The sequence below is a fragment of the Chryseobacterium sp. Bi04 genome, assembly GCF_918698085.1.
Taxonomy (GTDB): domain Bacteria; phylum Bacteroidota; class Bacteroidia; order Flavobacteriales; family Weeksellaceae; genus Chryseobacterium.
This window is the reverse complement of record NZ_CAKKLP010000003.1, coordinates 72,933-97,579: the sequence shown is the minus strand read 5'-3', so window position 1 is coordinate 97,579 and position 24,647 is coordinate 72,933. Positions and strand designations below refer to the sequence as shown.

The 24,647-nt window shown below is 36.5% G+C and carries 19 protein-coding genes; 10 read left to right on the top strand and 9 right to left on the bottom strand.

The window, feature by feature from the left end; genetic code table 11:
- Positions 1-3 precede the first annotated feature (3 nt).
- Positions 4-1,356 (bottom strand): TolC family protein, encoded by a 1,353-nt coding sequence (locus LQV47_RS06670; RefSeq protein WP_230035147.1) that lies wholly within the window; start codon positions 1,354-1,356, stop codon positions 4-6.
- A gap of 96 nt (positions 1,357-1,452) precedes the next feature.
- Positions 1,453-2,046, bottom strand: coding sequence for a TetR/AcrR family transcriptional regulator (locus LQV47_RS06665; protein WP_230035145.1), 594 nt, complete (start codon positions 2,044-2,046; stop codon positions 1,453-1,455).
- 185 nt (positions 2,047-2,231) lie between these two features.
- On the opposite strand from LQV47_RS06665, the gene LQV47_RS06660 reads away from it, so the two are divergent.
- Positions 2,232-6,155 (top strand): T9SS type B sorting domain-containing protein, encoded by a 3,924-nt coding sequence (locus LQV47_RS06660; protein WP_230035143.1) that lies wholly within the window; start codon positions 2,232-2,234, stop codon positions 6,153-6,155.
- A 35-nt stretch (positions 6,156-6,190) separates the two neighbouring features.
- On the opposite strand, the gene LQV47_RS06655 is transcribed toward LQV47_RS06660, so the two are convergent.
- The gene (locus LQV47_RS06655; RefSeq protein WP_230035134.1) at positions 6,191-7,015 is read right to left on the bottom strand and encodes a S1-like domain-containing RNA-binding protein; all 825 of its coding nucleotides are present in this window, start codon (positions 7,013-7,015) and stop codon (positions 6,191-6,193) included.
- Between the two features lie 251 nt (positions 7,016-7,266).
- Between LQV47_RS06655 and LQV47_RS06650 the strand changes: the two genes are divergently transcribed.
- A complete protein-coding gene (locus tag LQV47_RS06650) occupies positions 7,267-7,590 on the top strand; it encodes a hypothetical protein (RefSeq protein ID WP_230035132.1) in 324 nt (107 codons plus the stop codon).
- 185 nt (positions 7,591-7,775) lie between these two features.
- Here LQV47_RS06650 and lpdA read toward each other — a convergent pair whose 3' ends face one another.
- From lpdA to recQ, 6 genes are all read right to left on the bottom strand, one after another.
- On the bottom strand, positions 7,776-9,179 hold the full coding sequence (lpdA, locus tag LQV47_RS06645) for a dihydrolipoyl dehydrogenase (RefSeq protein WP_230035130.1): 1,404 nt from the start codon (positions 9,177-9,179) through the stop codon (positions 7,776-7,778).
- A gap of 130 nt (positions 9,180-9,309) precedes the next feature.
- A complete protein-coding gene (locus LQV47_RS06640; RefSeq protein ID WP_230035128.1) occupies positions 9,310-9,651 on the bottom strand; it encodes a cupin domain-containing protein in 342 nt (113 codons plus the stop codon).
- Positions 9,652-9,734: 83 nt separating this feature from the next.
- Positions 9,735-10,085: a hypothetical protein gene (locus LQV47_RS06635; protein ID WP_230035126.1), complete on the bottom strand. Its 351-nt coding sequence runs from the start codon at positions 10,083-10,085 to the stop codon at positions 9,735-9,737.
- Positions 10,086-10,163: 78 nt separating this feature from the next.
- Positions 10,164-11,246 carry a glycosyltransferase gene (locus LQV47_RS06630; RefSeq protein ID WP_230035125.1) on the bottom strand — a complete coding sequence of 361 codons (1,083 nt, stop codon included), beginning with the start codon at positions 11,244-11,246 and terminating at the stop codon, positions 10,164-10,166.
- 10 nt (positions 11,247-11,256) lie between these two features.
- Complete coding sequence (locus LQV47_RS06625; protein WP_230035123.1) at positions 11,257-11,664, bottom strand: hypothetical protein; 408 nt, start codon at positions 11,662-11,664, stop codon at positions 11,257-11,259.
- 139 nt (positions 11,665-11,803) lie between these two features.
- Complete coding sequence (gene recQ, locus LQV47_RS06620; protein WP_230035121.1) at positions 11,804-14,008, bottom strand: DNA helicase RecQ; 2,205 nt, start codon at positions 14,006-14,008, stop codon at positions 11,804-11,806.
- A 157-nt stretch (positions 14,009-14,165) separates the two neighbouring features.
- Here recQ and LQV47_RS06615 point away from each other — a divergent pair, with 157 nt between their 5' ends.
- The 8 genes from LQV47_RS06615 (at position 14,166) to LQV47_RS06580 (ending at position 24,535) form a co-directional block, all read left to right on the top strand.
- A complete protein-coding gene (locus LQV47_RS06615; RefSeq protein ID WP_230035119.1) occupies positions 14,166-15,125 on the top strand; it encodes a KpsF/GutQ family sugar-phosphate isomerase in 960 nt (319 codons plus the stop codon).
- 9 nt (positions 15,126-15,134) lie between these two features.
- Entirely contained in the window at positions 15,135-15,698 is a 564-nt protein-coding gene (locus LQV47_RS06610) for a Crp/Fnr family transcriptional regulator (RefSeq protein ID WP_230035117.1), read from the top strand.
- Between the two features lie 90 nt (positions 15,699-15,788).
- The gene (locus LQV47_RS06605) at positions 15,789-15,965 is read left to right on the top strand and encodes a hypothetical protein (RefSeq protein WP_230035115.1); all 177 of its coding nucleotides are present in this window, start codon (positions 15,789-15,791) and stop codon (positions 15,963-15,965) included.
- Between the two features lie 6 nt (positions 15,966-15,971).
- Positions 15,972-16,475, top strand: a complete 504-nt coding sequence (locus tag LQV47_RS06600; protein WP_230035113.1) for a type 1 glutamine amidotransferase domain-containing protein — start codon at positions 15,972-15,974, stop codon at positions 16,473-16,475.
- A gap of 240 nt (positions 16,476-16,715) precedes the next feature.
- Entirely contained in the window at positions 16,716-17,543 is an 828-nt protein-coding gene (gene tatC, locus LQV47_RS06595; RefSeq protein ID WP_230035111.1) for a twin-arginine translocase subunit TatC, read from the top strand.
- Positions 17,544-17,799: 256 nt separating this feature from the next.
- Positions 17,800-20,745, top strand: coding sequence for a reprolysin-like metallopeptidase (locus LQV47_RS06590; RefSeq protein WP_230035109.1), 2,946 nt, complete (start codon positions 17,800-17,802; stop codon positions 20,743-20,745).
- A 158-nt stretch (positions 20,746-20,903) separates the two neighbouring features.
- Entirely contained in the window at positions 20,904-22,535 is a 1,632-nt protein-coding gene (locus tag LQV47_RS06585) for a M1 family metallopeptidase (RefSeq protein ID WP_230035107.1), read from the top strand.
- Between the two features lie 143 nt (positions 22,536-22,678).
- Complete coding sequence (locus tag LQV47_RS06580) at positions 22,679-24,535, top strand: PDZ domain-containing protein (RefSeq protein ID WP_230035105.1); 1,857 nt, start codon at positions 22,679-22,681, stop codon at positions 24,533-24,535.
- Positions 24,536-24,647 lie beyond the last annotated feature (112 nt).

The following is a 24,647-nucleotide window of genomic DNA, read 5'->3' as shown; positions in this document are numbered from 1 at the left end:
TTATTACGGGTTTTGTAGTGTGTTTAATTCTCCTTTAGCCTTGATTAATTTTATTTCCGCCTGTTTGTAATCCAATAAAGCATTGGCATAGTTCTGTTTTGCCTGGGTAAGAGCATTTTCAGCATCTAAAACCTCTGTAAGCGTTGCCAGCCCATACTGATAGTTGGCCTGAGTATTTTTCTGAACTCTTTCTGCCAGCCCTACATTATCTTTCATACTTTCGATATTGATTAATGCATTTTCCATATTGGTAATTGCATTTTTATAATCTAAACTTAAGTTCAGTTGGGTATTTTGAATATCTAAATCCAGGTCCTGAATATCAATTTCTGCCTGATTGATCTTGGCTTTGGTAGCTCCTCCGGTGAAAATCGGAACATTAATATTCAAACCAATTGCTGAATAATCACTCCAAAGGACTCCATTATTAATCCCGTTTGTAAGAGGAAATTTTCTACCTTGTCCTCCCCAGCCGTAATTGGCAACCAAACTCACTGTCGGATATAAATAAGCTTCCGTAGCTTTTTTATTAAACTGCAGAAGTTCTCTGTTTTTATTTAAAACTTTGATTTCTGTACGGTCATCAAGGTTTACATTGCTTGCTATCAATTCAGGTTTGGGTTCGATTGTTTTTTCTTCAAGCTCGATATCTGTAGAAATAGGAACTCCCATATAAAATTTCAAAGCATTTTTTGAAAGCTCTACCGAGTTGATTAAGGTCTGCTTATTTGAACCAATATTGGTCAGCTGAACATTGGTACGGTCTAAGTCGATGGCTTTTGCCAATCCGTTATCAACCAAACTCTTGATGACATTCCTTGTTCTTTCCGTATTGGCGTAGCTGGCTTCAACCGTTTTAAGATTCTCTTCCTGAACAAAAACCTGATAATAGGCTGTGGCTACATTTTCAATAATCTGTTCGTTCGTTAACTGAGCATTCAGAACATAGAATTCTCTTGTAGATTTTGCCGCTTTAAGACCGGTAAAAACTCTCTGGTCAAATATGGCTTGCTGAAGCTGTACAGAAGCTGTTGAGCTCCATGGCTGTCCCAGCTGCGCTCTGATTCTTTCTCCTCCGAATTCAAGCAAAGATTCCTGAATAACAGGATTGTAAGTTAAGCCTGCTGTGGCACTGATCTGCGGTAAAGCTCCAGCTCTGGCCTCATCAATTTTATATTCAGCCTTTTTGATCTGCAATGCTGCTTTTTTGGCTTCTGCCTTATTTTGCAGTGCCTGCTTGATGGCTTCCTGTAAAGAAACCTGTTGCTGGGCAGATACGGATGAAAAGCCGAAAATCATAAATGCTGCAGCTATCCCAATTTTTAGCTTATTAGCAGTTATACGTTTTCTTTTCATAATTTTATACTTCGTTTATTTTTTTAATGTAATTTTTCTCACAAATGTTTTTATTCCTAAAGGACGAATCATTTCTTAAAATACTTTAACATTTTTTTAATTTTTGAAAAGCATATTGATAATGATCTCTTTTCTGTCGGAAATAATTTCATCATATTCTTCATCACTGATCATCAGATTCTCCATAAATAAAGGCCTTATGGCACTTGGAAATACAAGTAGTGAAACCATATTCAGAATAAACTGAACAGGAGCCATTTTTTCAATATTCCCCAGTTCCATTTCTTTTTCAATATCCTTGTAAAGCGCATCCAGGATATCTTCTTCAATTTCTCTTTGATGACAGGTTCCTTTATTGATCTGAGAAACAATATAAGTTTCCAGATAGGGATACTGTAGGCTTGTAGCAAGGCTGCTTTCTATAAACTCGCTCATTTTCTCTTTAAAGGGAAGGTCTGAGGTCTGAATAATTTTTGATTTCTCCTGTTCCACTTTCTGCGCTTCATCGAAAATAATCTGAATCAGATTATCTCTTGAGCGGAAATAGTAGTTAATCAGTGTTCTGTTCACTCCGGCTGCATCAGCAATTTCCTGCGTTGTAGCATCAAATTTTCCTTTCACAAAGAATAAATTCTTCGCCGTCTCCTTGATCAATTCCTGTGTTTGGTCTTTTTTTGCTTGATTTGACATTATTGTTAAACAATTTTGTGCAAATGTAAATCAAATTTTATTTTTGACAAAATTGTTAAACAAATTAATTAAACAAATTTGTTATGATTTGTGTCATATTTTTCATATAATTCAACAACTTGTGTTATTTAATATTTGATGAGAAGGGCATTTTTATATCTTTGCCGCAAAAAATTAATACCCTGATGCGAAAAATTTTATTGGTGTTCTCCGTTCTGAGTGGAGTTCTTCTATTTTCACAAAAAAAGATATCAGAAAACAATTCCTACTATTTTTACGAAAACAAAGGCCAGATCATAGATCAGGATGGAAAAGAAAATAATGATGTAAAATACCTGTTCCATTCTGATGGACTGAATGTACAGCTTCGTTCCGGTGGTTTTTCTTATGATATTTATGAAACCAAGAAAATAATAAATCCCAACTTTTCAAAAAAGACAGAGAATAAACTTCCAAGTCCCAGCCATTATAATATTGATGAATATATTTATGAGAAGTTGATACACAGAGTAGATATTGAACTTGTCAATTTTAATAAAGGAGCAACTATTATCACAGAAGGAAAATCTCCTGATTACGACAACTATTATAATCTTCCAAATCATCATAAAGGGGTCACAAATGTGTATCGTCATCAAAAGATCCATTATAAAAACATATATCCTCATATAGATTTGGTTTTCTTCAAACCTAAAGACAGTTTAAAACCGATTGAATATAATTTCGTTATCAATCCGGGTGGTAAAGTATCTGATATTAAAATGAAATTCCACGGTGCTCCCACGTCAATAAAAGACGGTAAACTTGCCATGAATGTGCGTTTTGGAGAAGTTCATGAAAATATTCCTAATAGCTGGATAGAAGGACTCAGAAGAGAAAATATTAATGTTTCATTTAAAGATTTAGGAGATCAGACTTTTGGATTTAATTCGCCTGTAGATTCTTCAAACAGAACTATTATAATTGACCCTGTCCCTACGAGAGTTTGGGGAAGTTATGCAGGTGGAGCAGGTGAAGATTATGGAAGAGCTAAAACTGACAGCCAAAACAATGTTTATGTTCATGGATCAACCAGCAGCAACACTAATTTTGCAACTTCCGGAACTTATCAACAGAATCTAGCAGGTGGTACTGATGCCTATCTTATGAAGCTAACTAAAACCGGACAAAAACTTTGGGGAACTTACTACGGTTTCGGAATGACTGATTATTTTATGGATGTTGACTTTGATGAAAATTTTAATATTTATGCAGGCGGAAGTGTTCAAAGAGGTTTATATAATGAAAATATTGTTTTAGTAAAATTCAATAATAATGGAAACTTGATTTTTCAAAAAGAATTTGTGTCAAGTAGAGAAGATAAACTTTATACTGTTGCTTATAATCAAAATCATGTATATATTGGGGGACATGCTTTTAGTTCAGACTTCCCTACTGTAAATGCCATACAGCCAACAAAAGCTACTCCATCAGGTATGTCGGATGGGATTTTAGCATCTTTAAATTCAACAAATGGAAATGTAGATTGGGCAACTTATTTTGGGGGATCAGATTCTTCAACTTCTATTTTTCAAATATTTTCTTCAGTAAATGATCTGGAAATTGTGGGAGCTACACAATCTGTAAACATTCCAATGATTAATCCTTTTCAAGCCGTAAAAGCGGGAGTTACTGATGGGATATATTTAAAACTTTCAAAATCTGGAAACACACTTATAAGGTCCAGTTATTATGGTGAAGTAGGACAAGATGTGATACGACAGGCCAGAATTATTAATAATACACTCATACTTGCCGGAGAATACACGATACCTTCTCCATCAGGCGGTATCATAAACAAACCGGGAGTCTGGAGAGTAAATCTAACAAGTAATATTATAACGAAAAGTTATTTCGATTTCAATCCAGGTGGTCAGTTATTTGCCTATACTGATGTCTCAGGAAATGTTTTCTTCATGGGACTTCATTTACAAAATTTTGGACAAGCAGATATTTCAACTCCCGGAGCTTATATGGGAATTCCTGCCATGTATATTGCTACCTTTTTAATTAAATACAATCAAAATGATATAAAAGAATGGGGAACGTATTATACAGGAAATGGGGCTACCCAGCTTGGCGAAATTACAAAAGATAATGAAGGTTCTATTTATCTAACAGGAATGTCTAGTGGAAATACCTCCGGCATTGCAACCCCAGGAACATTTCAGCAATCGCCTGGTGGTGGAAATGACATGTTTATAGCTAAATTTCAAGACTGTACCTCAGCTGCAGTAATCACGTCCAATTCTCCGGTATGTATTAATTCAACTCTCCAACTTAATGCAACGGGAGGCACCACATACAGCTGGACAGGGCCAAATGGCTTTTCTTCTACTTTGCAAAACCCTAGCATCAGCAATGCAACGGCAGCCAATTCCGGCACTTATATATGCCAGATTTCCGGATCTGGAGCCTGTGATGGAAGTTTTACCGTAAACGTTGTGGTAGGTGATCATGTCGCTCCGGTTCTGGATATTGCCAATCTAGCAGACGTTACCGGAGATTGTCATACAACAATTACCAACATCCCAACTGCTACGGACAACTGTGCCGGAGTGATTAGTGCAACCACCACAGATCCTTTGTCTTATTCAATCCCAGGAACCTATATTATTCATTGGATATACAATGACGGAAACGGAAATACAGCCACTCAGAATCAAAATGTGCTCATTACGTCTCCCGCTCTTCCCACTGCAATCAACTTAACACCCACCTTCTGTGCTACAAACAATCCAAAAATTTCAGATATCCAGATCACGGGTCAGAATATAAAATGGTATGATACTGCAGGAACTCTATTAGCGGCTACAACTCCTCTTGTTAATGGCCAGACTTATTATGCCACTCAAACTATTAACGGATGTGAAAGTAATAAAGTTACCATTCAGGTGACAGTCAATACTACTCCTAAACCAGCGGCCAATACTGACCAGGATTTCTGTGCTTCAGCCAATCCTACGATAGCTAACCTTACAGTAACCGGAACATCTCTGGTATTTTACAATGCTTCAGGAACGGTATTACCTACTACCACTCCTCTTGTACATGGACAAACTTATTATGTCACACAGACATTAAACAGCTGTGAATCTGAAAAACTGGCTATTTCTGTGACACTTTCTATCAACAACATTCCGGCCAAAGATTACGCGCCACTATTGTGTAATACTACAACGGGAAACACCATGACTGTAGATCTTCATTCTTTTGAAGGTAATATCATTAATAATCCAACCACCTATATATTTACTTATACAGATATGGCTGGAAATGTTATTACCAATCCTTCAGCTTATGTTGTAAACAACGGATCAACATTAATTCATGTAAAAGTTGCCACAGCTGACGGATGTTTTATAGTGGTAAGGCTCAATATTACAATTAATCCAAAACCTTTCATTAACCTTCCCGATCAGCTGGATTTCTGTGAAGGAAAATCTGTAACTTTAGATGCCGGACCCGGATTGCAATATCTATGGAATACCGGTGCTACCACACAGACCATTACTGTATCAACTCCGGGAACCTATTCTGTAAAGGTAACAAACAGTTTTGGCTGTGAGAATACCGATTCTGTACAGATCACCTATTCTGTGCTGGCTCAGATTGTATCTGTGAATATTGTTAACAATACAGCAACAGTCATTCTTTCTCAAACCGGAAATTATGAATACTCTTTAAACAATACTATATGGCAGGATTCCAATATTTTCACCAATTTAAATATAGGCGAATATACCGTGTATGTAAGAACAAAATCAGGTTGTATTATTGGTCAGAAAAACTTCTCAATATTTAATATTCCTAATGCCATCACGCCCAATGGTGACGGAACCAACGATACATGGAAAATAGCCGGACTAGAAAATTATCCGGGTACAGAAATCAATTTATACGACAGAAAAGGATTGATGATCTTTAAGGAGACCATCAGTAAAAAGCCTTTTCAATGGGATGGAAAATACAATTCCCAACCCATATCCACAGGAACCTATTGGTATACCATAAAAGTTTCCGATGGAAGAACCTACAGCGGATGGCTGCTGGTTAAAAACAGAGAATAACAAAAAAGAGCAGAAAATTCTGCTCTTTTATTTTTTTATAATAATTTGATCTTATCGTCTAAGATATCAATCATCTTATCCTTATAAAGTCCTCCAATTGCTTTCTTAAAGTTTTTCTTGCTCATCTGAAGTTCATCCTTGATCTCTTCAGGAGAAGACTTGTCTGACACATGTAGAAGCCCGTAGTTCTCTTCCAGTCTGTTCAGAATCTTTTGTCTGAATTCATCAATATTTTCAAAACCTTCAGGTTGCAGAGAAACATCAATCTTTCCATCTTCCCGAATCGCCTTAATATAACCTGTTTCTTCAGATAAAGGATAAAGCTTCTTAAAAACATCGGCAGCATAGATCAAACCTATATATTTTTTGTTGATTACCACATTCCAGCCAAGTTCACTTTCATTCATTATAAGCAGCTCTACACTATCCCCTTTCTTGAATGGCAAATCCTGATATTGAGGATTTCTCTTAAATTTCGTAGTTCCTGTAATCAGCTCCATATCTTCATCTACGTAGATATATACCAGATACCTTTTACCTTCTATTATTTTGGTTTTCTGCTGTTTGTACGGGATAAACAAATCTTTGATGATTCCCCAATCCATAAACGCTCCGGTTGGAAGGCTCTGTACGCAACTCATTACGGCAAACTCACCTACTTCAGCTAATGGAATTTCAGTAGTAGCTTTCAATTTATCATCATCCTGATAAACAAAAACCTCTACTTCGTCGTCTATTTCTTTTTCGTCATTTGTGAAAATTTTTGGCAAAAAAGCCTTTTCACCGGATTCATCTGCCAAGATCCATCCTGAGTTATTTTTTTCTGAAATTTTTAAAGTTTGAGTTTTTCCGAGTTGCATTTGAGATAAAATTAGCTGACAAAGGTACGGAAATTTGAAGATTTCCCCTATTTAATACTTTTAAGAATTATTTTATCTTTCAGAAGCCTTTAAAACCTGTACATTTGAATAAAAACTCCCAGAAAACATGAAAAAGTATTTCGCTGTGGCATTTTCTTATTTCCGTCATCACTACCCATGCCCAATTACTGGAAAAAACAGCCATTAATGTAGCTTATCGCTATACCGGGAGAAATGTTTTACAGGCCGGCTTGGAGTTCAGAACAGGGAATACTCACGGGAAATCTATTATTTTAGGGCCATCCTTTCTTTATAGTTCTATCAATCATACAGATAAATTTATACCGGAAGCTCATATTTATCTTTCTGACCAGGGAAAGTTATTTGGAATATCAGGAAATCCATATTCATTGGAGCCAAGAATCGGCATTTCATTATTCAATGCAATCTTTCTCAATACGGGTTACGCCTTTCCAATTCATAAAGAAAAATATTTTAAAGGAATAACCTTTGGGATACAGTTCAATATTGCTCCTAAACATACCCGGTTTTATGATCAAATAAGAATGATGTAATTGGTAAATAGGTTTGGACGAAAGCCCATTTATATTGAATAAAAAGCTGTTGGAGAACATTTTTTTATCCATTATAATGTGGCGCACATATCTTACGGTCCATGAGGCACACAAAAAAAGAAAGAGAAGCGGATGCTTCTCTTTCTTTTTTAATATTTTAAATGATTACATCTTTTAATCAAATATTACATATGGATTGATCTTTTCCCTGTAGCATCCAACGCTGCTTCTTTAATAGCTTCAGCATAAGTTGGGTGAGCGTGAGAACTTCTTGCAATATCTTCAGCACTTGCACGGAATTCCATAGCAATTACTGCTTCAGCAATAAGATCAGCAGCTCTTGCTCCAATGATGTGCATTCCTAAAACCTCATCAGTTTTCTCATCTGCAATAATCTTCACAAGACCATCGGTATCACCACTTGCACGGCTTCTTCCTAATGCTCTCATTGGGAAAGAACCTACTTTATAAGCAATTCCTTCTTCTTTCAGCTGCTCTTCAGTTTTACCCACTCCGGCAACTTCCGGCCAAGTATACACAACACCAGGGATCAGATTATAGTTGATGTGAGGTTTTTGACCTGCTAATATTTCCGCAACAAGAACTCCTTCTTCCTCCGCTTTATGAGCAAGCATTGCCCCTTTGATAACGTCACCGATCGCATAGATGTTGGCAACGTTTGTCTGTAAGTGATCATTTGTTTTTACCCTTCCTCTTTCATCAAGTTCTACTCCAGCTTTTTCAAGACCAAGACCATCTGTATAAGGTTTTCTTCCCACAGAAACTAAACAATAATCTCCTTCTACCACTACTTCTTCTCCTTTTTTATCTTTAGCTGTAACTTTTACAGTATCGCCGTTTCTTTCCACTGCAGAAACTGCTGTAGAAAGCATAAACTTCATTCCTTGCTTTTTAAGAACTTTCGTCAATTCTTTGCTTAAAGCACCGTCCATTCCAGGGATAATTTTATCCATGAATTCAACAACCGTTACCTGAGCTCCTAATCTTAAGTATACAGAACCTAATTCAAGACCAATAACGCCTCCTCCAATTACGACAAGGTGTTTAGGAATTTCTTTAAGGTTTAATGCTTCAGTAGATGTGATCACTCTTTCTTTATCAAGAGAGATAAAAGGAAGTGAAGACGGCTTAGAACCCGTTGCAATAATTGTATATTTAGATTCTATCGTTTCAGAAGAACCGTCGTTTTTAGTTATTTTAATCTGAGTAGCAGACTCAAAACTTCCCAATCCTTCAAAAACAGTGATTTTGTTTTTGTCCATCAAAAAGTTGATTCCTTTTGTCGTTTGATCTACCACTTCATTTTTACGCTCAATGATTCTTGCAATATCCGCCTGCGGCTCATTGATGATAATTCCGTGGCTTGCAAAATTGTGTTTTGCATTCTCGAAATGTTCAGAACTGTCAAGAAGTGCTTTTGACGGAATACATCCAACGTTAAGACAAGTTCCGCCTAAAGTTGAATATTTTTCAATAATTGCTGTTTTGAAACCTAACTGCGCTGCACGGATCGCAGCTACATAACCTCCAGGACCAGAACCTATTACGGTAACATCGAATTGACTCATGTTATATTATGAATTTGTTTATTATTATCTATCTTAATTCTCACAAATTTACATATAAATTACCAAGCACCAAAGTGAGTTTTATCAATTTTAAAAATGATAATTATAGGCTTTAGTTTTATGAAAAATGTTATTTTATGAGTTTTATATTTTCCTCACTCCCTTCCTTCAAATAAATTGCGGTAAAGACAAGTGGCTTTTCTGCTGATGCATTATCAAAATGAAGGATTTTTACATTTTTAGGCTCATAAAAAGCATCTCCTTCATGAAGTATCACTTTTTGCTGCCCCTCTATCTGAAAAACAGCCTCTCCTGAATTGATTATTCCTAAAACGGGACAGGGATGCAGATGTTCAGGAGCTCCTTGTCCTGCGGCCATTGTTATTTTCTGAATCTCTGTGGAATTAACTTTCTGATCAATAGCAGTTTTCAGCAATTCTTTTCTGGAAATTGTCTTCTGCTGGGCCATCATGACAACAGAGGTCAGTTACAAAATAAAACTTATCAATGGCTTCATAAATTTGATATTTAATTTTACTACTTCAGCATAAAATGTTACAGACTCACATTCAATTTTCCTTGTCCAAATGTACCGGTACTTTCAAAAAAAGAACCGCCATATACATACCAGTCAAGGCTTTCCAAAAATTCCACTGCATTTTCCGGAGTTATTTGAGGACGGTCTTTTTTTGAAACAATTCCTTTATACCATCTTCCGGATTTCGAAAAACTTTCATATTCAACAAAATAATGAATCCATATTCTTTGGCATAACTTACATTGTTGAATAGTTACTTCGCCATATCTTCCGTTGGTATGATCTATACCTAATTCCGAACTTCTATATTCTGTATAATTGTAGCCAGGTTTTTCACAGGCACATCCTAATTTTTGGATTTTATTCATGAATGAAAAATATTTTTTCTTATAAAATTTATAGTTCCAAAAGTAAGAAATTAACAATCCATAACGCAAATAATGTCATTAAGGTTTCATCAAATCCAGTAAAACCTTTTCATATTTATCCAGAATAATATTCTTTGAGAATCTTGATTTTATTGAGTTTCTGATGGCATCCCGATTGTAATTGCTTTGCATGATCCTTATAATCTGCTGAGCAAAGTTTTCATAGTTTTCTATATTAGAGATTTCTCCATTTACATTATGCTGAATGATTTCGTTGATTCCTCCGGGGCAGTTATTGGCTAAAGAGTAGGTTCCGCAAGCTCCTGCTTCCAATAAAACATTTGGAAATCCCTCATATCGTGATGAAAGAATAAATAAATCGGCATATTTTAAAAACTGGTAAGGGTTTTCCTGCCTGCCGTGAAAAATTACATTTTTTAATCCTAAAAACTCTTTCATCTGAAGCAAGACTTCTTTATCTTTTCCATCTCCTAAAATATGAAGCAGGATATGTTCATTTTTAAGCCGGGAGAACACTTTCAGAAGGTTGTCAAAACCTTTCCTTGCCGATAAATTACCGATAGCCACTACATTTTTGTAATTGTATTTAAAGCTTTCAGGTTTAAGGGAAACAGCCAATTTATCATCAATAAAATCGAAATCAACAGGATTGTTTATTTTAACAATTCTCTTCTTTTTGATATTAAAATTATCAATCAGGTCTTTCATCATATCATCACTTTGTGCAATGATCTTCTGATAGTTATTATAAAAATTATAGAAAAATTTTATTTCTTTTCTTGTCACATGCTGAGTAACCACATTCGTTTCCCTGGCAATGAATTTCGTCCTTGGAAAAAGCTTGATAAATAATGCCAAATAAGCATTCACTTCCCCAAAACCCGAAAAGACAATATCAGGCTTCCTCCTGTAAATTTCTCCCAAAATAGGTTTCAGAGAATGTCTGATCCTTTCCGTATTAATGTCGATGATTTCAACATCTTTTTTTAGAAAATTAAGATATCCGCCCTTCTTACGCAACAGCAAAATCTTAGGTTCAAACCGATCTCTGGAGAGATGATTCGCAATAGTGGTAACAATTCTTTCTGCGCCTCCGGTTTCTAAGTCCGGCAGAATAAATATAACAGAAATCTTTTTCATCACTGTAAAATTAGTAAAAAGTTTTGTTAACCTTCAAACCTAACTCTTCAAATAAAGGAATAATTTCGTCAATATGTTCAACACTTAGAAAAACATACTTGTCCTCATCAAAATTTATCCCTCTTCTTTTAAACAAAGAAAAAGGTTCGTCATTTTTTCCAAATATATTTTCCGGTTCTCCGAAGATAATATTTCCGAAAAATCGGTTATTCAGTTCAATATTTACCTGATCTATTTCTTCCAGTTTTTTGTATTTCCAGATATCTTTACTGGATTTTTCAGCTATAATTATTCTTTGATTGGTTATTAGATAATAATCATTTTTTAAATCAAAATACCTTAAAACCCATCTGAAAAAAGCGAAATATAATCCTGCTCCAAACATTATTATCGCAAAAATGAACAAAAATGAACTCATAGTTGTAAGCAATAAAATGGAAATGGCTAAATAAAAAAATGAAAAAACAATCCTAATTTTCTCCGTCATATTAAAAAAGAAACTCTTCGTTGGAAGAATTTCTTTTAAAATTATTTCGTTTGCGTTCAAAATCATCATTTTAATTTGCTACATCACTGATAAACTTAATTCTCAGCATTCTCACTTCTTCGTCAGAAAGTTCATCTCCAAATTCATCCAACAGCACCTTCATGCTGTCACTTTCAGAATCAGTCATGAAATCCATAAAGCCATCAACGATATCTTCATCAAAATTATCTTCAATATAGTAGTCAATATTCAATTTTGTTCCCTGATACACGATACTTTCCATTTCTTTTAATAATTCGTTCATGGAAAGATTTTTTGCTCTTGCAATATCTTCAAGGTCAATTTTCTTATCGGTACTCTGGATAATAAAAACTTTATGACTCGATTTATTGGCCACCTGCTTCAGGACCATATCCTGGGTACGCTCAATATTATGGTCTTCTACATATGTTTTTATAAAGTCGGCGAACTCTTTACCATATTTTTTGGCTTTTCCTTCTCCTACCCCATAGATCTTTGCTATTTCTTCTAACGAGATCGGATACTGAACAGTCATATCCTCCAAACTGGGATCCATAAATACGGTATAAGGAGGAATCCCATATTTCTTAGCAACTTTTTTTCTGAGCTCCTTTAATTGGCCAAAAAGGTTTTGATCCAGTCCGCCACCAGCCTGCTGCTGGATCTGATCACTTTCTGCTTTGGTCTGGCTAAGGTCAAATTCTCGGTCTTCAGCAATTAAGAATACATCTTTGGTTTTGCCAGCCACAACATCCCTTCCTTTAGCTCCCAATTTTAAAAACCCATAGGTTTCAATATCTTTCTGTAAAAAATTCTGAACAGTAGCCTGTCTCAGAATGGTCTTCCAATAATTGTCTTTTTCTTCTTTTCCAAAACCAAAATGTGAGCTTTGTTCCAGCTTGTAAGATTTTGTAACAGCAGTTTCTTTTCCCACGATTACGGAAATAAGATCTTTAGCTTTAAATTTTTCACCGGTATCACTGATCAGCGCCAGTACCCTTTCCAGATCATCTGTGGCATCTTTTAATTTTGGAGGATTCGATGAATTGTCACACATCTTCGCTCCGTCTCCGTTTACAGGATCAAAACTTTCTCCAAAATAATAAAGGATATATTGTCTTCTGCTCATAGAAGTTTCGGCATAGCCTACCACTTCATTTAAAAGCTGTAAGCCAATTTCCCTCTCGGAAACCGGTTTTTGTGCCAGAAATTTTTCTAATTTTTCAATATCTTTAGGATCGTAGAATGCCAGGCAATGTCCTTCACCACCGTCTCTTCCCGCTCTTCCGGTTTCCTGGTAATAGCTTTCCAGTGATTTTGGAAAATCATAGTGAATAACGAAACGTACATCCGGCTTATCTATTCCCATTCCAAAGGCAATGGTGGCCACAATAACGTCCACATCTTCCATCAGAAATTTATCCTGATTGGCAACCCTAATTTTCTGGTCAAGACCGGCATGGTAAGGAAGTGCATTGATCCCGTTAACTTGTAAAAGCTGGGCAAATTCTTCCACTTTTCTCCTGCTCAGACAGTATACGATTCCGGATTTTCCTTTGTGTTGATTGATAAATTTTACGATTTCCCTATCTACATTCACTTTTGGACATACCTCATAATATAAATTAGGACGGTTGAAACTTTCCTTAAAGACCAATGCATTGGTCATTCCTAATGTTTTTTGGATATCATCCTGAACTTTAGGAGTGGCAGTAGCTGTCAGTGCAATGACAGATACATCTGCGATCTTATCAATAATCTGTTTAAGATTTCTGTATTCAGGCCGGAAGTCATGTCCCCATTCTGAAATACAGTGCGCTTCGTCAATAGCAAAGAAAGAAATTTTCACTTCTTTCAGAAACTCCAGGTAATCTTCTTTGATCAATGATTCCGGAGCAACATACAAAAGTTTGGTTTTTCCGCTTTTAATATCGTCGAAAACCTGCTTTGTCTGTGTTTTGTTTAATGATGAATTCAATACATGGGCTACTCCATCTTCCGAGGAAAGGCCGTTCACTGCATCTACCTGATTCTTCATTAACGCGATCAGGGGCGAAACGACTATTGCCGTGCCTTCGGAAATAAGTGCCGGAAGCTGATAACATAATGATTTTCCACCACCTGTAGGCATTAAAACAAATATATCCTTCCCTTCCAATAGGTTTTCTATGATTTGCTCCTGCTGACCCTTAAATGTAGAAAACCCAAAATACTTTTTCAATTCGCCTGATAAATTGGCTTTTTTTGCGCTCATCTAATTTTCTATTGCTAAATTTGCATATAACCCAAAGTTATAAAATTTTTGCTTAAAATAAAAGCGAACGAATTTATAAAAATAAAATTTATATTAAATATTCTTTTTAAAATATAACATTTTTTAAGAACTTTTTTGTATACCATATCATCGTAAAATGGATAGAACCAACATTATATCAATCGCTAAAAGTACTTTAGAAATAGAGATTTCGGAACTTGAAAAATTAAAAAACAGAATTGATGACCAATTTGCCGAGGCCGTGGAAATTATTCATGCTGCAAAAGGGAAACTTATTGTAGTGGGAATAGGAAAATCTGCTCATGTGGGGAATAAAATTGTGGCTACCTTAAATTCTACAGGTACACCGTCACAGTTTCTTCATGCATCAGAAGCTATTCATGGGGATTTGGGAGTTATTCAGAAACAGGATGTTGTTTTATGTATTTCCAATTCCGGCAACTCTCCTGAAATTGCCAATCTTGTTCCTTACTTAAAAGACTATTCTTCGGCTTTGATCGGAATGACCGGCAACAAAAAAAGTAAACTTGCTGAGTTTTCTGAAATTGTTCTGGATACCCACGTTGATGTTGAAGCCTGTCCGAATAAGCTGGCTCCTACCAGCTCTACAACCATTCAGATGGCATTGGGAGATGCTCTGGCTGTAGCCTTAATGGAACTGAATGATTTCAAAGCCAATGACTTTGCCAAATTCCATCCGGGAGGCAGCTTAGGAAAAAATCTTACATCGAGAGTGGAGCAGTTTCTTTCTTCACAGAAACCTCAGGTTACAGAAGATGCCACCATAAGAGATGTTATTATTTCGATCAGTGGATCCAGTCATGGCATTACAGTAGTAACCCATGAAGATCAGATTATAGGAGTTGTTACCGATGGAGATTTGAGAAGAATGTTGCTGAAAGGAGAAGATATCAGTAAGGTTCTGGCTAAAGACATTATGTCTGCCCATCCAAAAACTATTGAAAAAGAAGCTCTTGCCAAACAGGCAATGAAGGTATTAAAAGAAAACAACATAGGCCAGCTTATTGTCACTGAAAACGGGAAATATTTCGGAATCATTGACCTTCATAAGTTGCTGGATGAAGGCATCAATTAAGATATTTATATGGAGGACTTTCTGAAAAAACATATCCAGGAGATTATCAATCTGACTGATGATGAGTTTGAAACGGTAGCATCACTTTTCAGAAAACAGAAATTCAGAAAAAGGCAGTTTTTAATACAGGAAAACCAGCTTGTAAAGGAAATATACCTGATTGAAAAAGGATTTCTTAAGAGCAGCTTCATAGACAGCACAGGAAAAGAACATATTCTTCAGTTTGCAGCACCCAATTGGTGGATTTCAGATTTTGCAGCCTTTTTTAAGCAGGGTCTGTCCTCGGTAGCTGTTGACTGCATTGAGAATGCTGAAGTTTACAGTATATCCTATGAGGACTTAGATCTTCTTTGTACAAAAATTCCAAAAACTGAGCATTTCTTCCGGGTAAAGTCCAATTTTGGATATATCGCTTTACAGCAGAGAATTCTTTCATTAATGAGTAAATCTGCCAAAGAGCGTTATGAAGATTTTTTGCAGCAGTATCCGGGCTTTATTGACCATATTCCCAAACAGCTTATTGCAAGCTATCTGGGAGTTTCAAGGGAAACATTAAGCAGACTATATTCTTAAGATGTGATCTGGGTCACATCTTTTTTTTGAGCTATGTCATGGAGATAATGATACTAAATTCTTCATCTTTTAATTTAATCTAAAAAAACAATGAGAAAGAAAGTATTAATCGTAGTGACAAGTGTAGAAAAATATCCTGATATGGATAGAGCAACCGGTTTGTGGCTGGGTGAAGCGGTCCATTTTTATGAAAAATTACTTGAAAAAGGATATGACATTGATTTTGTAAGCCCAAGAGGAGGATATACTCCACTGGAACCTATTTAATTACAAATGTTTGTACAGCCATCAGAATGGAAATTGTATGCGGATGAAATTTTCAGAAAAAAACTGGCCGATACTTTAAAACCCGAAGAGATCAACGCGGAAGAGTACAGTGTCATTTACTACACCGGAGGACATGGAGTTGTCTGGGATTTTCCTGATAATGAAATATTGCAGCAAATAGCTCAAAAAATTTATGAAAAGGGAGGTGTTATTTCATCGGTATGCCACGGGGCTGTAGGTCTCTTTAACATTAAACTCTCTAACGGAGAGCTTTTAATTAAGGGAAAAACACTAACAGGCTTTTCAAATTCGGAAGAAATAGCCTCTGAGCTGGCAGACCATATGCCTTACCTTACAGAAGATGTTTTAAAAAGCAAAGGGGCTCATTATGTAAAAGCTGACCAGGATTTTGTTTCTTTTGCAGTATCTGACGGAAAACTGGTAACAGGTCAGAATCCTCAATCCGGGGGTGCCGTAGCAGAAAAGGTATTGGAAATACTTGAAAAATAAACAATTTACTAAGAATAAAACATTTAAAACAGACTATATGGTTGTGTCTGTTTTTTTGTGATAAAACCTGCTTATTCAAGCATTAGTCTTACTCCCCTGCCTAAAACAACATCAAGTCTATAAGCACAATATTGAACAAAATCATGATCAATAAATTCTAAATACTGATTATTATTTCATAATTTCGCAGACTTAAACGGCATATCCGGACAGGTGAGCCGTTTGGATAGATTTTACTATATGGACAATAATAAAGACATGTCCTTTCTGGGGCATATTGGAGAATTAAGAGGACACCTGATCCGTTCAATTATTGCTATCGTAATTGCTGCTTTTGCAGTTGGTTTCAATATCAATTGGATTATGGACCATATCTTTTTTGGGCCAACAAGAAATGACTTTCCTACCTTCAGAGTGGTGAACCACTTTTCAAGAATGCTTTTAGGTGAAGACAGTATTCATCTTCCAAAAGATTTCCCTGTACGTGTACAGAGACTTTACCAACAGTTCAATGTGATGATGGCTGTTTCTGTTTTTGGAGGCATGGTGGCTGCTTTTCCTTATATTGTTTGGGAGCTATGGCGTTTTATAGGTCCTGCTTTACATCCCAGAGAGAGAAAAAATTCCATTTATATCATTAATGCGGTGTGGATTCTCTTTATGACAGGAATTCTATGCGGTTATTTTTTAATTCTTCCTTTTGCTGTCAACTTTGGGGTTATTTTTAAAATTTCGGATATTATTGTTCCACTGTATGACCTTAGTGATTATACTACTCTCTTTTTACAGGTAATTTTGGGAATGGGTATTATTTTTCTTTTCCCTATCCTTATTTACTTCCTTACCAGTATTGGCATTCTGACTCCACAATTTATGAAAACATATCGCCGTCATGCTATTGTTTTAATTATGGTCGTGGCTGCAATCATTACACCTGCAGATGTTTTAAGTATGCTTATGGCCGCTTTCCCACTGCTTATTTTATATGAATTCAGTATCATCATGTGTACTTTTACTTATAAAAAGGTGCAGAAAAGCAACGGAAATCTTCCGGCTGTTCAGAAATAATAATCAAATAATAATATACAATATAAGCACTGGTTTAGTAATTAAACCAGTGCTTTTGTATTATACCCTTAAGTACGACTTATTATTTTTCTTTAAATAAAGTTATTTATATTAAAAAATCAATCTAATTATCATTTATATAATTTTTAATTCATTTATGAAAAGAAATAACACGAAACAAACACATAATTCACGAATATTCACAATAAAATATTTAATTTTACAGAAAAGCATAAAATCAATTTATAAAAATATTATGAAAAAGAAAATTATTTTCGTTTTTGCATTAGCTATTGGTTTAACCAGCCTGCAAGCACAGCGCTGGGAGCCGGTATCTGAGAAGATTACTCCGATAAGGAAAGAGGTTAACATCATTCATGCTTACAAAGTTGATCTTGCATCACTTCGTGAACTTTTGAAAAATGCCCCTGAGGCTGGAAAGGGAGCTAACCCTGTAATTATTTCTCTCCCAACTACCGAGGGGAAAATTGAAAGATTCTCTGTATACAGTTCGCCGGTGGTTGAAAAATCGATGGCTGAAAGATACCAGCTTGGAGCATATTCAGGGGTGGGCATAGACCATCCCAATAAGCAGATCAGATTCAGTACGGCTCCTAATGATTTTCAATCCATGCTTTTTGACACTAAGACAGGGCAATATGAATTTATTGAGCCGGTAACTAAAGAAAAAGATATATACGGAGTCTTTTTCAAATCCGACAAAGCACAAGGAAGCAGTATTTTTGAATGTAAAGTATCCGAGCCTGAAAGCTCAAAAAAGGAAATGAAAAAACTGTTACAGTCAAAAAAAGGATTAAACGGAACAGGAATTAATAAGAATAACGATCAGAAATATCGCACTTATAGAATTGCTGTTTCCGTGAATGGTGAATACACCCAGCTGGCAGGAGGAGTTCCTGGTGCAGCAGCCCGCATCAACGCTACCATCAACAGGGTAAATGGCGTATATGAAAAAGACCTGGGGATTCATTTGATTGTACAGGATCTTCCGCAACTGATTTTTATAGATCCAGATACAGATCCTTATTCAGATGTAGCAAGTATGGATAACTGGAATCTGGAAGCCCAGCGAACATTTACCAATACCGCAGGTGTAGGTAATAATGCATATGATGTGGGGCATTTTTTCGGACACAGAGGTGGTGGTGGATCTGCAGGGGATATAGGAAATGTATGTAGAAACCCCAGTAATAACAATGATGATAGTTCAAAAGGGGCGGGAATTACTTCTCCCGCAGTAGATGATCAACCATTTGGGGACACTTTCGATATCGACTATGTAGCTCATGAGCTAGGGCACCAGTTTGGGGGACGTCATACGATGTCTGTAGTTCATGGCCAGACAGATATTCCAATAGAACCAGGATCAGGATCTACCATCATGGGATATGCCGGAATTACTCAGGCTAATGTGCAAATGCATTCTGATGCCTATTTCCATACCATCAATATTGAGCAGATACAGGCTTATGTAAACAGTAAAAATTGTGATATCGCTATTCCAGTGGCTAATACACCACCGGTAATACAGCCATCTCCTGATAAAGCTATCCCTAAGGGTACTGCTTTTGTGTTGACAGCAAGTGCCGCAGATGCCCAAAACGATCCTATGACCTATACATGGGAACAATATGATATTTCAGCTACTAAGTTTAATAATCTGGATGCTACCCGGACCAGTGGAGCTAACTTCCGATCACTGCCGCCTACAGCATCCCCAACACGTTATTTTCCTAAGCTTGAAACAGTTCTTAACGGAACACTTACGACTGTACAGGACTGGGAACTTCTACCCAATGTTCCCAGACAGCTAAAATTCAAGGTTACGGTAAGAGACAATAATCCTGATATTACCCAACAGCAGACCCAAAGCAGTCTGGTGAAATTAAATGTAGGAAACGAGGGACCATTTAAAGTAACTTCCGCTACAGTTTATAATAATCTGCCGGGTGCTATTACCTGGGACGTGGTCAATACCAACAATGCTCCATACAGTGTACAAAATGTTAAAATAGACTATACAACAGACAATGGAAGTACATGGACCGTTATCAGCCCATCTACTCCCAATGATGGGGCTGAACCTTTTTCATTCTCTTCACTGGCTGCCGGATCCAATGTAAAAATCAGGGTAAGCGCCATTGACAATGTTTTCTATGCTATTGGCAGTGCTACCGTTTCTGCATCCGCAGAAAACTGCTCTTCAGCGGTCCCCACAGGAATTGCGGTCTCGGGAATTACCAAAACTTCCGCCAGTATAAACTGGGCTGCATTGCAGGGCGCAACGTATTCTTTAATGTATAGAAAAACAGGAACTGCCACATGGACTACCGTTCCTGTACCAACAAATTCTTATAATCTCTCCGGATTAAACGAGGGTACTCAGTATGAAATTCAAGTGGCGAATGTCTGTGGATCTACCACTGGAAGCTATTCCGCATCTACTAATTTCACTACCCTTCCGTTTATCATGTGTTCTGCGACCGGAACAGATTCTTCAGATGAATTTATTTCTAACGTTACGGTAACACCTACAGGAATGAGCCCTATTTCCAATACCAGCACTGCTTCACCTTATACCAACTATACTACGGATCCTACAAAACTGATCACCCTTATTAAGGGATCTTCCGGTAATACGATCAGTGTACAAAAACAATGGTCAGGTAGTCAGTATAACGAAGGAGTAAGCGCATGGATCGATTTTAACAGGGATGGAATTTTTTCTGATTCTGAAATCATTTTCACAAGTGCTCCTAATAAAATCACTCCGGTTTCAGGAAACTTCTCAGTACCTGTAGATGCACATGTCGGAAGCAATATAATAATGAGGGTTGTGCTTGCCTACAATACACAACCTGCCAACGGATGCAACAGCCAACAATATGGTGAAATTGAGGATTATCCAGTACAAATTCAAGCAGAAAATCTTGCTACTAAAGACATCACAAAAGATAACAGCTCAATACAGATTTATCCTAATCCAGCCAGCGATGTATTAAATGTGACTAAAGTTTCGGCTAAAGCCCAATATATCATCACCAATATGGCCGGACAAACTGTCATGAACGGACAGATTACAGATCACAAAATTTCGGTATCAAAACTGATCACCGGAGCTTATGTGATTTCAATTGAGGATCAGGGAGCCACTTCAAACCTGAAATTCATAAAAAAATAAAATAAGCATTCTTCAAACCAAGCCCGGCAATCAATAAGCCGGGCTTTTTTATGTCTGAAGGATTGATCTTCCTGTAATATTGCACATTTTTACCTTTTCACAATTTTGCTGTTAATTAAATTTTCTATTTTTGAAAAGATTATTAATAAAGTTTAAAAATGAAGAAGTTATCATATACACTTTTATTTGCTTCAGGATTGGTTTTCGGACAATTCTTTGAAAAAGGCCAGGTTTATACCAAACAGGACACTTTAAAGGGTTCGGATACTCAATTCCGAAATTTTTGGGATGTCAAAAAATATGACCTTTCCGTAGAGCCTGATTTTGATCAGAAAAGTATCAAAGGAAATAATAAGATTAGTTTTGAAATCATTAAGGATGTTACCAATCCTGTATTTCAAATTGATCTGCAGCAACCTATGAAAGCTGATAAAGTGGAAGGAAACTTCTCTATTAAAAGTTATAAGCAAGACGGCGACTTTATTTTTATTACCGCCAATAAAAAGTTTAAAAAAGGAGAAAAATACAGTATTGATGTTACCTATTCCGGAAATCCTGTAATTGCTAAAAGAGCTCCCTGGGATGGTGGATGGGTATTTGCAAAAGATGAAAAAGGAAACCCCTGGATGACCGCTGCTGACGAAGGGATTGGAGCCTCCATCTGGCTTCCTACCAAAGATATATGGAGTGATGAGCCCGACAATGGTATTACCATGAAAATTCTCACCCCTAATGATCTTGTAGGGGTTGGGAACGGAAGGCTGATAGACAAAAAGACCAAAGGCAATACAACAACTTATACCTGGGAGGTGAAAAATCCTATCAACGCCTATTCTATCATTCCCAGTATCGGGAAGTATGTAAACTTCAAAGATACTTTTGATGGTGAAAAAGGAAAACTGGATCTGGATTACTGGGTACTCGACTATAATTTAGATAAAGCCAAAAAACAGTTTCAACAGGTAAAACCTATGCTTTCAGCATTTGAATACTGGTTTGGCCCCTATCCATTTTATGAAGACTCCTATAAATTGGTAGAATCTCCTCACCTGGGTATGGAACATCAAAGTAATGTAGCATACGGGAACGGATACCAGAACGGATACCTTGGAAGAGATTTATCAGGGACAGGAGTGGGTCTGAACTGGGATTTCATTATTATTCATGAAAGTGGCCACGAGTGGTTCGCGAATAATATTACAGCAAAAGATCAGGCTGACATGTGGATCCACGAAAGTTTCACTAACTATTCTGAAACTCTTTTCACTGAAAAATTTATGGACAAAAAATCTGCGGAGACATATGTTCAGGGAATCAGAAGTATTATTAACAATGACATCCCCATTATCGGCCACTATGGGGTAAGAAATGAAGGCAGTGGTGATATGTATCCCAAAGGCGCCAATATGCTTCATACGATGAGACAGGTGATCAATAATGACGAAAAATTCAGACAGATTTTAAGAGGGCTCAATAAAGATTTTTACCATCAGACCGTTACCACCAAACAGATTGAAGATTATCTGTCCTCAAAATCCGGAATCGATTTCTCCACTGTTTTTGATCAATATCTGAGAACTGTAAAAATCCCTACTCTTGAGTATTCCCAGAACGGCACAACGCTGAAGTTCCGGTATACAGATGTGGTTAAAAACCTGAAGCTCCCCATCAGAATTGACGGAGATCAGACGATTACCCCAACAGAAGACTGGCAGACGGTAACTCTTAAAAAAAATACTCCTGTTGAGTTTAACAAGAACTATTATATCAATTATAAAAATGTTCAGTAAGTAATAAAAAGGCAAATTCGCATATCAGCAAATTTGCCTTTTTATTTTTTAACTCTTGATGATTAATTTTAAGAAAAGTTTAATACCCTATCACGTAACAAAATGAGAAAAACAACAACTATTTAACTATAAAATTTAACGTAATGAGAAAAACAGCACTTAGCTTAGGCCTTTTTGCCGCTTTTTTAGCGAATGCCCAGTCTATAAAGACTACCATTGATCTCGTCAATGTAAAAGATGATAAAGTAGCCGTTACCATGGAATTTCCAAAAATGAAATCCGGTGATGTAAAATTTCATTTTCCAAAGACCGTTCCCGGTACGTATTCTGAAGATGATTACGGAAGATTTATAGAGGGTATCAAATTTTACGATAATAAAGGAAGGGAACTTACCTATTCTAAAGTGAATGATAATACCTATTCATTAAAGAACGCTCAAAATTTAAATAAAATCACGTATCTGGTCAATGACAGCTTTGATGATGAAATGGATACCTCAAAGCATAAAGCTGTATTTTCACCGTCAGGAACTGATATCGAACAGGGAAAAATCTTTATGGTCAATACGCATGGTTTTATTGGATATATTGATAATATGCAGGATGTTCCTTATCAGCTGGTGATCCAAAAGCCCACCGATTTTTATGGAACTACCGCTTTGGTAGATCAGGATAAGTCTGAAGCTACCGATACTTTTACGCTGGCCAATTATGCTAAAGTAACGGACTCTCCCCTTATGTATACCAAACCGGATTATATTACCTTCAATGCCGGTGGAATGGAGCTTGTATTGGGAGTATATTCCCCAACAGGAAAGTATAAAGCTGCCGATTTTAAGGAAAATCTGGAAAAAATGGTCATTGCCCAGAAGAAATTCCTGGGAGATATGAACACGAATAAAAAGTACGCCATCATGCTTTATCTTTCAGGAGGTGACGGACCGAAAATTAAAGGATTCGGAGCTCTGGAACACCATGAATCAACAAGTGTGGTACTTCCTGAAATGATGCCGAAAGATGCCATCGACAAAACTATTACCGATGTAGTTTCTCATGAGTTCTTCCATACCGTGAATCCTTTAAAAACCCATTCTGAGGAAATTCACTATTTCAATTATGCAGATCCTAAAATGTCTCAGCATCTGTGGATGTATGAAGGAGGTACGGAATATTTTGCCAATTTATTCCAGATCCAGGAAGGACTGATTACAAAAGATGAGTTTTTACAGAGAATTAACGAAAAAATCACCAATTCAAAGAATTATGATGATACCATGCCGTTTACGGTTATGAGTAAAAATGTACTGAAAGCGCCTTATAAGGATCAGTATAGAAATGTTTATGAGAAAGGAGCCCTCCTGGCCATGTGTCTGGATATTGAGCTGAGAAAGCTTTCCAATGGAGAGATGGGCTACCGTGATATGATCAGAAAATTATCTCAGAGATTCGGAGAGAATAAGCCTTTCAAAGATGATAAATTAATTGACGAACTGGTAACGGTAACCGGATATCCTCAGGTGAAAGATTTTTACAATAAATACATCGCAGGCAACCAGCCGACCCCTTACGCTGAATATCTAAGTCAGGTAGGTGTAGAATTACAGAAACAAGAGACCCCACCGATTTTCTGGTTCGTGAAAGATCCTAACCAGACGGGATATGATGAGAAAAACAATGCTTTTGTATTTGATGAAAGCTCCGCCCTATCTCCTTTTGCTAAAAGTATCGGATTCAAAATCACTGACCAGGTTCTTGCATTAGACGGAAAAACAATTAACGTTCAGAATATGCAGGATTTCATTAATTATGCTAAAACAATCAAGGAAGGACAAAATGTTACCGTGACTGTTTTACGAGGTAATGGAGAAAAGAAAGAGAAAGTAGAATTGAAAGGAAAAGCGATTCTTGATAAACTGACAATGGAAATGCTTAAATTCAAAGCCAACCCTAGTCCGGCAGAACTGAAACTGCAAAGCCAATGGCTAACAGGTAAAAAATAAATAGAAAAGCGAGGGATATTTCCTCGCTTTTTTTGTTATAAAGAATTTAAAAACTTAATCAATAATTAGGTCATAAGTTCATCTATTCCTTTCTCCCTAATGAACATAAGGG